The sequence below is a fragment of the Streptomyces polyasparticus genome (assembly GCF_014493765.1).
Taxonomy (GTDB): Bacteria; Actinomycetota; Actinomycetes; order Streptomycetales; family Streptomycetaceae; genus Streptomyces; species Streptomyces polyasparticus.
The window spans coordinates 68,694-82,651 of the sequence record NZ_JACTVJ010000010.1; the positions used below are offsets into that span (position 1 = coordinate 68,694).

Genomic DNA, 13,958 nt, shown 5'->3' on the forward strand with positions numbered 1-13,958 from the left:
ACGGGGTGACCGGCGGGCCACCCTGAAGAGGGGGCGTGGTCGTGGGGGCGCGATGGGCTGGGGAGCTCAGTCCACGGTCAGGACGAGCTTGCCCCGCACGTGTCCGGCGTCGCTGACCTGCTGGGCCGCGGCGGCCTGGTCGAGCGGGTACGCGGTGACAGTGGTGACGAGCTTTCCGGCCGCCGCGTCCTCGGCCGGCGCCAGGCGGACGGTCGAACGTTCCTGGGGTCCTGGGAAAAGGTGATGCCCAGCGCGCGAGCGCCGAAGTCGGCGATGGTGACGATGCGTTCGGTGCCGCCGCGCAGGGTGAGGGAGTCCTCCAGGGCTCCCTTGCCGGCCAGGTCGAACACCGCGTCCACGCCGTCGGGGGCCAGTGCCCGTACGCGCTCGACCAGGCCCTCGCCGTACACGGTCGCGGTGGCCCCGAGCGCGGTGAGGTAGTCCTGGTTGGACGGTCCGGCCGTGGCGATCACGTGTGCGCCGCGGGCCGCGGCGAGCTGGAGGGCGACGGTGCCGACCCCTCCGGACGCGCCGTGCATCAGGACGGTCTCCCCGGCGGCGACCCCGAGCAGGTTCAGGACCCGCTCGGCTGTCTCGGTGGCCACCGGCAGGGCCGCCGCGTGCTGCCAGTCGAGACCGGAGGGCTTGGGGGCGATGGTGGTGGCCAGTGGGTATTGCGCGTACGCGCCGGTGTCCGACCAGCCGAGGACCTCATCGCCGACCTGCACGTCGCGCACGCCTTCACCCAGGGCGTCGACCACGCCGGCGAACTCGCCGCCGGGGACGGCGGGCACGGCAGTCGGGCGGACGGCCTCCATCATCCCGGAGCGGATCTTGCCGTCCAGTGCGTTCAGCCCGGCGGCTCTGACGCGGACCCGGACCTGTCCGGGGCCGGGCTGCGGCACCTCGATCTCGGCCTCGTGCAGCACATCGGGGCCGCCGAAGCAGCCGAAAACGATTGCCTTCATGACGACTCCACATCCTTACGGCCGCCAAAGCTTGGCTAGCCACATATTGAAGGTAGCAGGGACTGTGTGGCTAGCCAAGTATTTATGGCGGTGGGCGTCGGTCGCATGCCGGGCCGGGGCACCCTATGTCGAACTCCCCGTCGTCCAGCATGTGTTGCCCCTCTTCACGCCTGCTTTACATGTCCTCCATGTACTGACATGGTCATGCCTTGCTGCGGATGGCCTGGCGAATGGGGGCGGGCGCCGCCGGTCCTGGGGGTGGGAGCTTTGTCGCGAAGAGACGACTTATGTGCGGGGCGCGGTCCGGCCGTGTTTCTGCGGATCATCACGACGCGCCGATCGGGCACGCAGGGGCGCCTGCTGATTCTCGCCGCCCTGATCGCGCTGGTGGCGGGCATGCTGCCGCTGGTCGGGCACCTCGGCGGCACGGCCACCGCCGAATCCGACGTACCGGCGTCGCCTGAGCCGCCGGATCCCGCCCCTGCCCCGCATCACGAAGCTGCCCCCGCTTCGGCGATGGTGGCCGCCGCGCCCACGCTGCCGCGCGAGGGCTGGACCGTGAGCGCGAGCGACGAGGAGACCGCGGCCGAGAACGGCCGCGCCGCGAACGTACTCGACGGCAACAACAGCACGATCTGGCACAGCAGATGGTCCGGCACGGCAGCCCCGCTGCCGCACACCATCACCCTCGACATGCACCGTACCCAGGTGGTGTCCGCGCTCGTCTACCAGCCCCGCAGCGGCAGTGCCAACGGGCGCATCGGGCGGTACGCGGTCCATCTCAGCGCGGACGGCGCGAACTGGGGCACGGCGGTGGCCACCGGCACCCTGGCCGACGATGCGACCGTCAAGACGATCGCCTTCGCTCCGAAGGGCACCCGCTACCTACGCCTGACCGCACAGACCGAAGCGGGCAACCGCGGCCCGTGGTCCTCGGCCGCCGAACTCAACCTCCTGGGCGACCCCGGCACCCCGGCGCAGACCGTCGATCTGGCGCGGGACGGCTGGACCGCCGCCGCCGGCGACCAGGAGACCGCCTCGGAGAACGGCGCCGCGGGCAACGTGCTCGACGGCGACGCGACCACCCACTGGCACAGCAAGTGGTCCGGTACGGCAACCCCGTTGCCGCACTCGATCACCATCGACATGAAGAGCGCACGCGCGGTCTCCGCGCTCAGCTACCAGCCGCGCCGTTCGGGCGTGAACGGCCGGATCGGCGCGTACACCGTCACCACCAGCACGGACGGCACGACCTTCGGCGCTCCGGTGGCCTCGGGCACCTGGCGTGACGACGACACCGTCAAGGGCGCCACGTTCACCCGTACGGTCAGCGCCCGCTATGTGCGCCTCACCGCCACCTCGGAGGCGGGCGGTCGCGGCCCTTGGTCCTCGGCCGCGGAGATCCGTCTCGCCGGGCCCGCTTCCCCTGCCGTACACGGCAGTTGGGGCCATCTCACCGGCTTCCCGCTGGTGCCGGTCGCCAGTGCGGTGCTGCCCAACAACAAGATGCTCGTGTGGTCCGCGTACGGTGTCGACCGCTTCGGCGGCAGCAACGGCTACACCCAGACCGCACTGCTCGACCTCGCCACCGGCGAGGTGACGCAGCGCCGCGTGGAGAACACCCGGCACGACATGTTCTGCCCGGGCACCGCGGTCCTCGCCGACGGGCGCATCCTCATCACCGGCGGCAGCAACGCCGAACGCGCCACCCTCTATGATCCCGCCACCGACGCGTGGTCCTCGACCGCCGACATGAACATCCCGCGCGGCTACCAGGCGATGACGCTGCTCTCCACCAAGGAGGCCTTCGTCCTGGGCGGTTCGTGGAGCGGCGGCGAAGGCGCCAAGGACGGCGAGGTCTGGTCGCCCGCCACCGGCACCTGGCGCAAGCTCTCCGGGGTGCCCGCCACCACGACCCTGACCGGCGACCCCAGGGGCGCGTATCGCGCCGACAACCATCAATGGCTGTACGCGACATCCAACGGACGCGTGCTGCACCTGGGCCCCAGCAAGCAGATGAACTGGATCGACACCGCGGGCTCCGGCCGTATCACCGCCGCCGGCACCCGGGGCGACAGCGCCGACGCCATGAACGGCAACGCCATCGCGTACGACACCGGCAAACTCCTCACGATGGGCGGCGCCACCGCGTACGAGAACGTGTCGGCCACCCGTCGCGCCTACACCGTCGACGCGACCGGAGCCACGCCGGTCGCCGCCCGCACCGGCGACATGGGCCAGGCGCGTGCCTTCGCCAACAGTGTGGTCATGCCCGACGGCAAGGTGGCCGTGTTCGGTGGCCAGTCCTACCCGGTGCCGTTCAGCGACGCCACCTCCGCCATGACACCCGAGGTGTGGGACCCGGCCACCGGGAAGTTCACGCCACTGGCCACCATGGCCGTGCCGCGCAACTACCACAGCGTCGCCAACCTGCTCCCGGACGGCCGCATCTTCAGCGGCGGCGGAGGCCTGTGCGGCGACTGCGCCACCAACCACTCGGACGGCGCGGTCTTCACACCTCCGTATCTCCTGAACGCCGACGGCACGGAGAAGCCCCGCCCGGCCATCACCGGGACCGTGCCGGCGGGCCTGGCCAACGGTGCGCGCGTCACGGTGACGACCGACAAGGAGGTCGCCTCGTTCGTCCTGATCCGCGCGGGCGCGGCCACCCACTCCACCGACAACGACCAGCGCCGCGTACCGCTCACCTCCCGCAGCACCGCCACCCACACCTACGAGGTGATCATCCCGTCCGATCCCGGCGTCGCCCTGCCGGGGAGCTACATGCTGTTCGCGATGGACGCACAGGGGGTGCCGAGCAAGGCGCGCATGGTGCGGATCGGCTGAGCCCCGCAGCGGTGTCCTCCCACCCCCCCTTACCCGCGCCGGATACGGGGCAGTGGGACGGACGTCCGCCAGGCATGATGCGCGTGCACGTACGGTTGGGGGGTAGAGGGTTCGCGGCATACGGAAGCAGGCGGCAGGCCTGCCGGTTCGGCCTCGAGGCCAGGGAGCCCGGAGGACGGGGACATGACTGCGGTGGAGGAAACCGGTGAGGCCGGCGCGGACAGATCCGGCGGCCGCATCACTCCCGAGCTGTTCGAGCAGCGCTCGGCGCGCATCCGGCGTCGCCTGGAGCGGCTGATCGGCATCGCCGCCACCGAAGGCAACGCCCTGTCCGTGCTGCGCAACGGGGATGAGATCTTCCCGGCGATGCTGGAGGCGATCCGCGCGGCGCAGCACACCGTCGACATGATGACCTTCGTGTACTGGAAGGGCGACATCGCCCGCCAGTTCGCCCAGGCGCTCTCGGAGCGGGCCCGTGCGGGACTGCGGGTGCGGCTGCTGCTCGACGGCTTCGGCAGCCGGTTGATAGAGAAGGAACTCCTGGAGGAGATGGACCGGGCGGGCGTCTCGATCGTCTGGTTCCGCCGCCCCGCCTACCTCTCGCCCCTCAAACAGAACCACCGCTGTCATCGCAAGGTGCTCGTGATCGACGAGGAGACCGCCTTCACCGGGGGAGTGGGGATCGCCGAGGAATGGTGCGGCGACGCCCGCAACCAGAGCGAATGGCGTGACACGCACGTCGCGGTGCGCGGCCCCGCCGTCGACGGGATCGCGGCGGCGTTCGCCCAGAACTGGGCCGAGTGCCATGACGAACTCTTCGACGGGTGCGACCGGTTCATCCACCACCGCCCGCAGGGCGACTCGGTCGTGCAGGTGGTGCGTGGCTCGGCCAGCCTCGGCTGGCAGGACATGCAGACGCTGATCCGGGTGCTCCTCGAGTCGGCCGAGGAACGCTTCCGCCTGTCCACCGCCTACTTCGCCCCCGACACGTACTTCGTGGACCTGCTGTGCGCGACCGCGCGCCGCGGCGTCCGCGTGGAGATCCTGCTGCCGGGCCCGCACACGGACAAGCGGGTGTGCCGCCTGGCGGGCCAGTACCACTACGAGGAACTGCTGGCCTGCGGCGTGACGATCCACCAGTACCAGCCGACGATGATGCACGCGAAGGTGATCACCGTCGACCGGACCGCGGCACTGATCGGTTCGACCAACTTCAACCGCCGCTCGCTCGACCATGACGAAGAGGTCATGCTCGCGGTCCTCGACGAGGAGTTCACCGCGCGCCTGGACGCGGACTTCGAGCACGATCTGACGGTCAGCACCAAGATCGAGCCCCGGCGCTGGTACCGCCGCTCACCGCTGCAGCGGATCGGCGAGGCCGCGATGCTGCCCATCCGCCGCTTCCTGTGACGGGAGCCCCTGCCGGGCGCGGGGCTCGCACTTGACGGCACCTCGGCCGCGCCCGCTCTGCCGTCACTTCGCCGGCACCTCGCGCGCCTTGCGGAAGTCGAGGTAGGCCGGACCGCTGTCCGTCTCGACGCAGGGGCCCGGTGTGCCGGTGAGCCCGGCCGTCTCCGCTGGGGCCCCTTCCCCTGCACTTGGCTCACCAGGTATCTTGCATCGCATGGAACCAGGTGATTCGACCAAGCAGGCCCGGGCAGCAGCCCAGCTGCGCAAGGGTGTCCTGGAGTACTGCGTGCTCGCCCTGATGCGGGACCGCCCGCGCTACGGCGTGGAGCTGCTCCAGGCCCTGGAGGACTCCGGTGCCCTGGCCACCAGCCAGGGCACGGTCTATCCGCTGCTTTCCCGGCTGCGCCGCGACGACCTGGTCACCACCACCTGGCAGGAGTCCACCTCCGGACCGCCCCGTCGCTACTACGCGCTCACCGAAAGCGGCCGGGCCGCACTCGAGGAGTTCACGCGCGTCTGGCCCGGCTTCCGCGACGCCGTCGACACCTTCCTGACCACCCCGCACCCCGCGCACCCCTCCACCGGAGACCCCGCATGAAGATTTCTGCCGATCCCGTACGTGACTATCTCGCCGCCGTCGAGCGGGAGGCCTCCGTGCTCCCCGCCGACCGCCGCCAGGAACTCCTCGCCGACCTCGCCGAGCACATAGAGGTCGCACGCGCCGAACGCCCCGATGTCGCGGTCGGCGATGTCCTCATGGAGCTGGGGGACCCCCGCACGATCGCGCAGACGGCGCTGGCGGAGTCGGGCGGCGGCGCTGCGGCCTGGGGCGCTGCCGGTGAGCCGGCCCGGCGCGGCAAGGTGCACCCCCTGGTCCCGCTCCTGATGATCACCCTCTCGCTGCCCGTCGCGGTCCTCTTCTCCGACGCGCCCGCCTTCCAACTGCTCGCGTTCCTGCTCCGCGTCACCGGCGCCGTGCTCCTGTGCACCTCCGTGCATTGGACTGCCGTCCGGAAGACCACCGGCGTACTGCTTGCCGCCGTCCTGCCGAGCGCCGCGATCGTCACGTGGAACCTGTCCGCCGGCGCCGGCGTGGGCGATGCCCCGGCCGTGCTGCCCAACCTGGTCGCCTTCGCCCTGATGGCCGGCACGTCGGTGTGGCTCTGGCGGGCACGGCGCGTCTGAGCGGTACGTGCGGCCGCGGCCGCTGCCCGCGAGGGATGCAGCGGACCGGCCCCCGGTCTCAGGTCACCCCCGCGTGCTGGGTGGCCGGCTCTACGGTCTCGTCTGCTGCGGCAGTACGGCCCGTCTCACTCGGCCCGCTGTCCGACTCGCAGCACGCTCAGATAGTGGCGTGAGGCGCGGTCGCCCATCCGCGTGCGGATGCGCTCGGCGACGGCGTCGAGCAGAGGATCGCGGACGTCACGGTCGAGTTTCCGGTACGGCGACAGCGAGCGGAGGTGATCGGCGAAGCCGTTCCCGTCGAACCACTGCACGGTGGGATACCAGCGCACGATCGCCGGGCCGAACAGCCCGCCGGGATCGTCGACTTGGCCCCAGCCCTCGTCCGTGGACCGCACGTCCTCTTCGAGCGGCGGATGGCCCCAGTCGGGGTTGCCCGGGCAGAACCGCGCATGGAGATCGGCGGTCTCGCCGTACACCTCCGGCTCATCCGGCCGCCGCACGACGACGTGGCCCAGCAGCGCCATCCAGCCTCCGGGACGGAGCACGTCGTGCGCCCGCTGCCAGCTGATCGACGGATCGACCCAGTGCCACGACGACGCGGCCACCAGCACATCGAAGCGTCGGCCGCGGTCGTCCCACTCCTCGAACGTGGACGTCTCGACGTCGACCGTACGGAAGGAGGCGAGCCGCCGGCGCGCGAGCTCGGCCATGTCCACGCCCGGCTCGATGGCGGTCACCACGCATCCGAGTGCTGCCAGTGAGCGCGTCGCCTGACCGGTACCGCAGCCCACTTCGAGGACCGACGAGCGGTCATCCATGCCGGTGACGGCGACAAGGTCCGTGAACAAGCCGTCCGGGTATCCCGGCCGGACCCGGTCGTAGAGCTCCGGCACCTCGTTGAACACTCGGCCGAGGCCGTATCGACGAGGGGGCGTCTTCGGGTCATCCGTCACGAACGGACAAACTATGAGGCGCGGCCATGGAATTGCCACTCCCTCTCCGGCAGGCTCTTTCACTCTGCTCGGTGAGCGAGGCGTGACCGCGGAAGGACTCCAGCCTGATGGGTGACGAGGTTGCGCGGCCCGGTCGGATCGGCGCGAGGTGGATGTTCCGGACTCGGCTGTGCAGGCAGGCCGCCGTCGCGGTCGGCGGTTTCGTGGTGGCGGAGCGCTGACGGCAGGTGTCCTCGCGTTCCGTACGGACTCGCAGAGGTCGTCACCCAGGCCGTCCGCGGAGCAGGCCGAGAAGGCCGCAGGGAAGGGGCAGAGCCGCGAGGAGTGGGTCGTCTGTGCCACGACCATTGCGGTGGGGGACGTGGTGGCGGTCCAACCGGGCGCCGAGCGGGGCCGGTTGAGCGTCACCTTCAGCGTTCGGGAGTGGATCAAACCCGCGCACGGTGCACAGCGGATCCGGATCGATGCCGTGGACCCGCGTACAGATGGTGTCCAGGATCCCTGGGAGGTCGGTCAGCACCTCCTCGTCGTCGTGCCGCAGCGACGCGATGAAGCGGTCAGCACCTTCAGCGGGCGACGGCTCGCGGAGTTCCGCCCTCATGTGGAGAAGGGGCTTCTGGGCGCGGAAGGCACGCCCTGCCCGTCGCCCTGGCGGGCAGGGGACCAGTAGGCCGCACACGCCGGCGAGACCCCACGCCGTGTGTCATGGCCCGTGCACCACCGCATCCGTCGCGGTGGGCCCCGTATCCGTTGTGCGGCCGCGCTGTTGGTGGTCGGTGCCCGAGAGCAGGGGCGCCCGGTCCCGCTCGGGGCGGTGGATCTGTCCGGTCGGCAGCGCGCTGCGCGGGGCATCCGCGTGGCCCGGCAGTGCCCGCAGGTGAACTCCACTCGTTCCACGGCCAGTTCGGTGATCACGGCGCAACACCTCCAGACCGTGCCGATACGTCCGGCACCTGGCGCCCGCTGTCCGCGGGCGCCCACTCCCTCGTGTCCGGTCCACGCAGGATGCCGGCCGGGTGTGCCGCCGTGGTCAGCGAGTGATCTCGCGAGCCCCGTCGCGACCGCGGCTGATCTCGATCCGGCGCGGCTCGGCTTGTTCGGCCTTCGGCGGCCGCCGCACGGTCAACATGCCTGCCTCGTACGAGGCCTGGATGTGCTCCCTGTTCATCTCGCGGTAGGTGTCGATCGGCATCAAGGCAGGACGCGCGAGGGTGGCGAAGTCCTGCTGGGCGAGGCGGTCCAGTTCGGGGAGGGGATCCGTTGGACACATTCCCTGAAAGGTCCTCTCCATGACGGGACGTGACGGCTGTACGAGGGGCCGTCACTCGTGAGCCGCCAAGCCCTTTCACGTGGCCGGATCCCGCGTGTGCTTCGTGCACCGCTGGGCAGAAGCAAAGATGCCCGTAGACGGCGGGCTGCGAGAGCTGGACACCACGAGGCACCTGGTCGCGGACATGACGCCCACGTTCGACGCATACCCGGCGGCAGCCGTCGTGCTGGACCTGACGGACGTGCCGGTGCGCGAGGACGACCCGGTGGTCGCCTTGCAGCGGCTGGCCGACGCCGCCGCCCGGCTGCCCGGCGGCGTAGCGGCCGGATGCGGTTTCGCCGGGTGCGACGGCGGCATCGCGCAGACGGCGGCCGGCGATGAGATCGGCCGCCGACTGGAGGAAGCGCAGAGCCGGTTACGGGAAGGGCCATGCCTGGACAGCAGGCGTACTGGCAAACCGCTGGCCAACGTGCCCATGGCGCACCCACACAGCCGCGCCCGCTGGCCCCGCTTCGCCCCGCGTGCCGTGGACGCGGGCATCACCGCCGTCACCGCACTGCCCCTGCGTTACGGCGGCCGCGTCCTGGGCTCGCTCGACCTGTACCACCGGCACAGCCCCCGGCCTCGCGTGGACGTACGCGCGGGCCGGATTCTGGCCGACGCCGCGGCCATCGGCCTGGCCCATCGCGAGCTGATCGACGAACACCGCGAGCGGGAGGGCCAGTTGCAGACCGCGCTGGACAGCCGCGTCATCATCGAGCAGGCCAAGGGGCTGATGGCCGAACGTCTGCACTGCACCGTCGACGATGCCTTCGACCTGCTGCGCCACGACGCCCGCCGCCGGCAGATGAAACTCACCGACCTGGCCCACAGTGTCGTCCACGACCCGAACGGCGAACCCATTCCGCTGCCTCGCCACTGAACGCAGGCGGCGCGCCGGGCCACCGCTTTCGGGTACGCGCGCACGGCCGCACCGCGAGCCCCTCTCCTACCGCTCACCTGCCGCAATGGTCCGCCGGTGCGCTGTGCGCACTTCGGACAGGAGGGTAGTTCGAGATCGCCGCGGCCCATGTTTTGAGCGCCCCTGGGCAACCTGCCGCTCGGGGGCGTCGCCGTCGAAACGAGCTCCGGCTCAGCTCAAGAGCGCAGAGGCAGGTCCAGGTCCTTTCGGGCCTGTTCGAAATCGTCTGCCCAGATGAACAGCCGCTGCGACGGCGGCACTTCGTGGTAGCCGTGCAGGCCCACGACCCGCAGATCGCGCAGGTCCACGCAGACGCGCTGGTAGGCCTCCTCGACAGCCGCCTTGGGGTCGTCGAGCTCCTCGGCACCCAGCTTGACGCAGGCACGGAACTCGTACGCGAGCAGCAGATCCTCGCCGAACTCGGCCCACATGCCCCGCTGTTCGGACCACGCCTGCTCGGCCTCGGTGACCAACCGGTTCAGGTCCGCGTTATGGGGGAGCGACGGGTGGACGAGGAACATGGCGCCCCAGCCGGAGGAGACCATGTCCAAGTTGAACGTGCGGCGGTCGGGGTGGTCCCTGGGCGGCAGCGGATCCGAGGGGCCCCCGTCGTACCAGGGAGCCGTATACGCGAGGAGCCGGCCGTAGCGGTCGAGGATCTCGCCGGTCGGGATGATCGCCGTCCTGCGCCGCGGCCCGGACGGGCGGGTGAGACGCCGATCCAGGAGCGCGTCGAACTCGGCACTGGCCCGGTTCCCCGCGGCGATGTGCCGCTCGGCGGCCGTCGCGGTGAGCCGCCCCGCCAGATACGCGCGCAGGCTGTCGGGCAGGAAGGCGTCGAACGTTCCGTCCATCAGGCGGGACCGGCAGCGGTCCAGCTTCCGTTGGGCCGTGGCGGGCAGTCCGGCGTAGTGCGCCTTCTCGGGGGTGTCCACCGACACCATGCGTACGGGCTGCTCGATGACGGGGGTGTCCCCGTCGGAGGTGCGCAGCAGCCGTTTGGGGGCGGGGGGCCGCGTCACCCGGGGAAAGTCGAACCTGAGCATGTTCAGTCCCTTCGGACGCCACGCACCACGGAACTTCTGGCCGGCGGCAATCCCGTTGCCGAGCCGGGGAGTTGACCGTCCGGACGCACAGGTGCCATGGGCAGCGAACACCCGGGCGGGGCCCAAGGCAATGTCCACGCCGGTTCTCGCGCGGCTGCCGGGGCGACACCGGGGGAGTGCGCTGCTCAACGGCCCCAGAAGGTTCTTTGCGGCGCTCCAGGCTCCCGCCCGCAGGCGCCGCGGCGTCAGGGCTGTGTGGTGGCGATGTGGCTGCCGACGCGGGCGGCCGTCTCGCGCAGCCAGATGTGGGCGGCGTCGTGGGTGTGTACGGGGTGCCACCACAGGGCTTCGCGCAGAGGGACCGCTTCGTAGGGTGGTTCGAGGATACGGAAGCCTCCCAAGGGAGCGAGCCGGCGGGCGAGGCGGGCCTGGACGAGGGCGATGCGCCGGGTACCGGCGACCAGGGCGGGCAGGGCGTGGAAGCTGTCGACGGAGACCTCCACGCGCGGCTCGATCCCGAGCATGCCGAGCTGGCGGACGGCCGGGGCGTCGTAGGTGCGCTGGTAGGTGACCCAGGGCAGTTCGGCGAGGTCCTTGTGGGTCAAGTGGTCCTCGACGCTCGGGTGGTCGGCCGACACGACGAAGACCCAGCGGTCGTCGTACAGGTCGGTCGCCGGGAAGTCGCTGATGACGCCGTGCGGCATCAGCAGTCCGTCGGTGGCGCTGAGCAGGCTGGCAGTGTCGTCGACGACGGTGAGGGGTGTGCGGGTGAAGCGCAGCCGGATGGCCGGGGCCTCCTCGTGCAGGACGCGGGCGAGTTCGGCGCCGAACACGTCGATGGCGTAGTCGGAGGCGAAGAGGCGGAACTCCCGGCTCTCGGTGGCGGGGTCGAAGGCGGCCTGGCTGGTGAAGAGCCGCTCGAGAACGTCGCAGGCGGTGGCGGTGCGGTCCAGGAGCACCTGGCCCAGGGCGGTCAGCTCGTATTGGCTGCCGACCCGGGAGAGGAGTTCGTCGCCGAAGTGCCGGCGCAGCCGGGCCAGGGCGGCGCTCATCGCGGGCTGACTCAGGCCCACGCGCCGGCCGGCCCGGGTGACGTTGCGCTCCTCCAGGAGGGCGCGCAGCGCGGTGACGAGGTTGAGGTCGAGTCGGGCCAGGTTCATACGGCGCGATCCTTCTGGTGCGGCACTGCCACGGACTATTGATCGGGTGGATCGAAGGGATCCAAAGAATCGATTTCCCTGATTGCTCGGGCGGGTCCAGATTAGGCCCAACGCAATCAGGAGGACACGTTGCCGAAACCCGCATCCGCTTCCGCGCTCTTCTCCGGACCGTTCGCCCTCGCCACTCTCTCGGAGTCCGACGGCCCGGCGTTCCCCGCTCTCGTACGGCCCGACGAGAAGGTCCTCGACCTTCGCGTCGCGCTGGGCGATCCGGCGCTGACCGTGCGCGGACTGTTGGAGCAGTGGCCCACAGTCCTGACTCGGCTCCATGAACTCGCCTCCACGGAAAGGGAGTCGGGGGAGTCGTACCGTCCGCTGGCGCAGTTCCGCGTCCATGCCCCCGTCGAACCGCGACAGGTGTTCCAGTCGGGCGCCAACTACCGGCAGCACGTCATCGACCTGCACGTCGCACACCGGGCGCCGGGTGACGAGCGCCCCGAGCAGGAGCGCCGCGCCGAGGCCGCCGAGATCATGGACCGGCGGGCGGCCCAGGACCTGCCGTATGTCTTCCTCGGTCTTCCCTCGTCGATCACGGGCCCTTACGACGACGTCACGTTGCCGGAGTGGGCCCAGCAGCCCGACTGGGAGCTGGAGCTCGCGGCCGTCATCGGCAGGCCCGCCTGCCGGGTGCCGGTGGAGGAGGCCCTCGAGTACGTCGCCGGTTACACGATCGCCAACGACCTGACGGACCGGGCGACGGTGTTCCGCAGGGACATGCCGCAGATCGGCACGGACTGGCTGCGCAGCAAGAACGCACCCGGTTTCACGCCGCTCGGCCCGTGGATCGTGCCGTCGGACTCGGTCGGCGACCTGGACGACCTGCAGCTGAACCTCAAGCTCAACGGCGAGGTCATGCAGGACGAGTCCACCAAGGACATGATCTTCGGGGTGGCGCGCATGGTCTCCTACATCTCCCAGGGCGCGCGCCTGCTGCCCGGCGACCTGGTCCTCACCGGTTCACCCGCGGGCAACGGCATGCACTGGGGCCGCCTTCTGCGGGACGGCGACGTCATGGACGCCTCGATCACCGGTCTGGGCGCGCAGCGCACACGATGCGTCGCGGAGGCGCGGTGAACCGCCAGGACCCCGAAGGTGCGCTGAACCGCCACGACCCCGAAGGCGCCATCGCCCAGGCCGCCAAGGAGTGCTCCAACTGGGGACGTTGGGGCGAGGACGACCGGCTCGGCACCGTGAACTTCCTGGACGAGGCCAAACGACGCGAAGGCGCCCGGCTCATCCGCCGCGGTGTGAGCTTCTCGCTGTCGCAGCGCTTCGACATCGACGGCCCGCAGAAGGGCTGGCGCCGGCGCACCAACCCGGTCCACACGATGCTCGACACGGGCACGGACGCGGCGTTGGGCAACCAAGGCCTCCCGCACGGCATCGGCGGCGCCGACGACGTGATCGCGATGCCGCTGCAGTGCTCCACCCAGTGGGACGGCCTGGGGCACATCTTCGACCACGGCAAGGCATGGAACGGCCGCCCGGCCGAGCAGGTCGTCACCTCCGACGGCGACCTGGTCACCGGGATCGAGCATCTGGCCGCGCACATCGCCGGACGCGCCGTGCTCCTCGACGTGGGCCGCATCTGCGGCGTGGACGGTGAACTCCCCGACGGATTCGCCATCACCGAGGAGCACCTGACCGCCACGGCCGCAGCCCACGGCGTCACGGTCGGGCGCGGTGATCTCGTCCTCGTCCGCACCGGCCAGCTCGCGCGGGTCCGGCGCGACGGCTGGGGCGACTACGCCGGTGGCCCCGCCCCCGGTCTGTCGTTCACGACCGCCTCCTGGCTGCACACCAGCGAGATCGCCGCGGTCGCCACCGACACCTGGGGCTTCGAGGTCCGTCCCAACGAGTTCGAGGATGCCTTCCAGCCCCTGCACCAAGTCGCCATCCCGCACATCGGACTCCTGATCGGCGAGATGTGGGACTTCGAGGCCCTCGCGGAGGATTGCGCGGCAGACGGCGTCCACGAGTTCTGGCTCACCGCCGCTCCCTTGCCCATCACCGGCGCCGTCGGATCGCCCGTCAACCCCGTCGCCGTGAAGTAGGCCCGGCCGACAGGCCGCGTGCAGCAGTCCGGGCCAACTGGCCC

Annotated in this window: 12 protein-coding genes and 1 pseudogene; 8 read left to right on the forward strand and 5 right to left on the reverse strand. The window is 70.9% G+C overall.

Features of this window, described 5'->3' with window-relative positions; all coding sequences use genetic code 11:
- Positions 1-66 precede the first annotated feature (66 nt).
- Positions 67-968, reverse strand: a pseudogene (locus H9Y04_RS19710) (NADP-dependent oxidoreductase).
- 309 nt (positions 969-1,277) lie between these two features.
- On the opposite strand from H9Y04_RS19710, the gene H9Y04_RS19715 reads away from it, so the two are divergent.
- The 4 genes from H9Y04_RS19715 to H9Y04_RS19730 all read left to right on the forward strand — a co-directional run bounded on the left by H9Y04_RS19715 (position 1,278) and on the right by H9Y04_RS19730 (position 6,410).
- On the forward strand, positions 1,278-3,815 hold the full coding sequence (locus tag H9Y04_RS19715) for a discoidin domain-containing protein (RefSeq protein WP_308801039.1): 2,538 nt from the start codon (positions 1,278-1,280) through the stop codon (positions 3,813-3,815).
- Positions 3,816-3,998: 183 nt separating this feature from the next.
- Positions 3,999-5,225, forward strand: coding sequence for a phospholipase D-like domain-containing protein (locus tag H9Y04_RS19720; protein ID WP_187815252.1), 1,227 nt, complete (start codon positions 3,999-4,001; stop codon positions 5,223-5,225).
- A 214-nt stretch (positions 5,226-5,439) separates the two neighbouring features.
- The gene (locus H9Y04_RS19725; protein ID WP_187815253.1) at positions 5,440-5,823 is read left to right on the forward strand and encodes a PadR family transcriptional regulator; all 384 of its coding nucleotides are present in this window, start codon (positions 5,440-5,442) and stop codon (positions 5,821-5,823) included.
- Positions 5,820-6,410, forward strand: coding sequence for an HAAS signaling domain-containing protein (locus H9Y04_RS19730; protein ID WP_187815254.1), 591 nt, complete (start codon positions 5,820-5,822; stop codon positions 6,408-6,410). Before H9Y04_RS19725 ends, H9Y04_RS19730 begins: the two co-directional genes overlap by 4 nt.
- Positions 6,411-6,535: 125 nt before the next feature.
- Here H9Y04_RS19730 and H9Y04_RS19735 read toward each other — a convergent pair whose 3' ends face one another.
- Positions 6,536-7,363 carry a class I SAM-dependent methyltransferase gene (locus H9Y04_RS19735; RefSeq protein ID WP_308801040.1) on the reverse strand — a complete coding sequence of 276 codons (828 nt, stop codon included), beginning with the start codon at positions 7,361-7,363 and terminating at the stop codon, positions 6,536-6,538.
- 148 nt (positions 7,364-7,511) lie between these two features.
- Between H9Y04_RS19735 and H9Y04_RS19740 the strand changes: the two genes are divergently transcribed.
- Entirely contained in the window at positions 7,512-8,033 is a 522-nt protein-coding gene (locus H9Y04_RS19740) for a hypothetical protein (RefSeq protein WP_187815255.1), read from the forward strand.
- A gap of 360 nt (positions 8,034-8,393) precedes the next feature.
- Here H9Y04_RS19740 and H9Y04_RS19745 read toward each other — a convergent pair whose 3' ends face one another.
- On the reverse strand, positions 8,394-8,633 hold the full coding sequence (locus H9Y04_RS19745) for an Hsp20/alpha crystallin family protein (RefSeq protein ID WP_187815256.1): 240 nt from the start codon (positions 8,631-8,633) through the stop codon (positions 8,394-8,396).
- Between the two features lie 127 nt (positions 8,634-8,760).
- Here H9Y04_RS19745 and H9Y04_RS19750 point away from each other — a divergent pair, with 127 nt between their 5' ends.
- The gene (locus tag H9Y04_RS19750) at positions 8,761-9,555 is read left to right on the forward strand and encodes a GAF and ANTAR domain-containing protein (RefSeq protein WP_187815257.1); all 795 of its coding nucleotides are present in this window, start codon (positions 8,761-8,763) and stop codon (positions 9,553-9,555) included.
- A 215-nt stretch (positions 9,556-9,770) separates the two neighbouring features.
- Here the strand turns inward: H9Y04_RS19750 and H9Y04_RS19755 are convergent, their stop codons facing one another.
- Complete coding sequence (locus H9Y04_RS19755; protein ID WP_187815258.1) at positions 9,771-10,616, reverse strand: hypothetical protein; 846 nt, start codon at positions 10,614-10,616, stop codon at positions 9,771-9,773.
- Positions 10,617-10,885: 269 nt separating this feature from the next.
- Positions 10,886-11,800, reverse strand: a complete 915-nt coding sequence (locus H9Y04_RS19760; RefSeq protein WP_187815259.1) for a LysR family transcriptional regulator — start codon at positions 11,798-11,800, stop codon at positions 10,886-10,888.
- A 129-nt stretch (positions 11,801-11,929) separates the two neighbouring features.
- Between H9Y04_RS19760 and H9Y04_RS19765 the strand changes: the two genes are divergently transcribed.
- Complete coding sequence (locus H9Y04_RS19765; protein WP_187815260.1) at positions 11,930-12,934, forward strand: fumarylacetoacetate hydrolase family protein; 1,005 nt, start codon at positions 11,930-11,932, stop codon at positions 12,932-12,934.
- A 23-nt stretch (positions 12,935-12,957) separates the two neighbouring features.
- A complete protein-coding gene (locus H9Y04_RS19770) occupies positions 12,958-13,914 on the forward strand; it encodes a cyclase family protein (RefSeq protein ID WP_236071173.1) in 957 nt (318 codons plus the stop codon).
- Positions 13,915-13,958: the final 44 nt, after the last annotated feature.

What these genes read in the sequence shown, in the direction of transcription:
- H9Y04_RS19720 (WP_187815252.1), top strand. Translation starts at nt 3,999, where the DNA reads ATGACTGCGGTGGAGGAAACCGGTGAGGCCGGCGCGGACAGATCCGGC.
- H9Y04_RS19725 (WP_187815253.1), top strand. Translation starts at nt 5,440, where the DNA reads ATGGAACCAGGTGATTCGACCAAGCAGGCCCGGGCAGCAGCCCAGCTG.
- H9Y04_RS19730 (WP_187815254.1), top strand. Translation starts at nt 5,820, where the DNA reads ATGAAGATTTCTGCCGATCCCGTACGTGACTATCTCGCCGCCGTCGAG.
- H9Y04_RS19745 (WP_187815256.1), bottom strand. Translation starts at nt 8,633, where the DNA reads ATGTGTCCAACGGATCCCCTCCCCGAACTGGACCGCCTCGCCCAGCAG.
- H9Y04_RS19750 (WP_187815257.1), top strand. Translation starts at nt 8,761, where the DNA reads ATGCCCGTAGACGGCGGGCTGCGAGAGCTGGACACCACGAGGCACCTG.
- H9Y04_RS19760 (WP_187815259.1), bottom strand. Translation starts at nt 11,800, where the DNA reads ATGAACCTGGCCCGACTCGACCTCAACCTCGTCACCGCGCTGCGCGCC.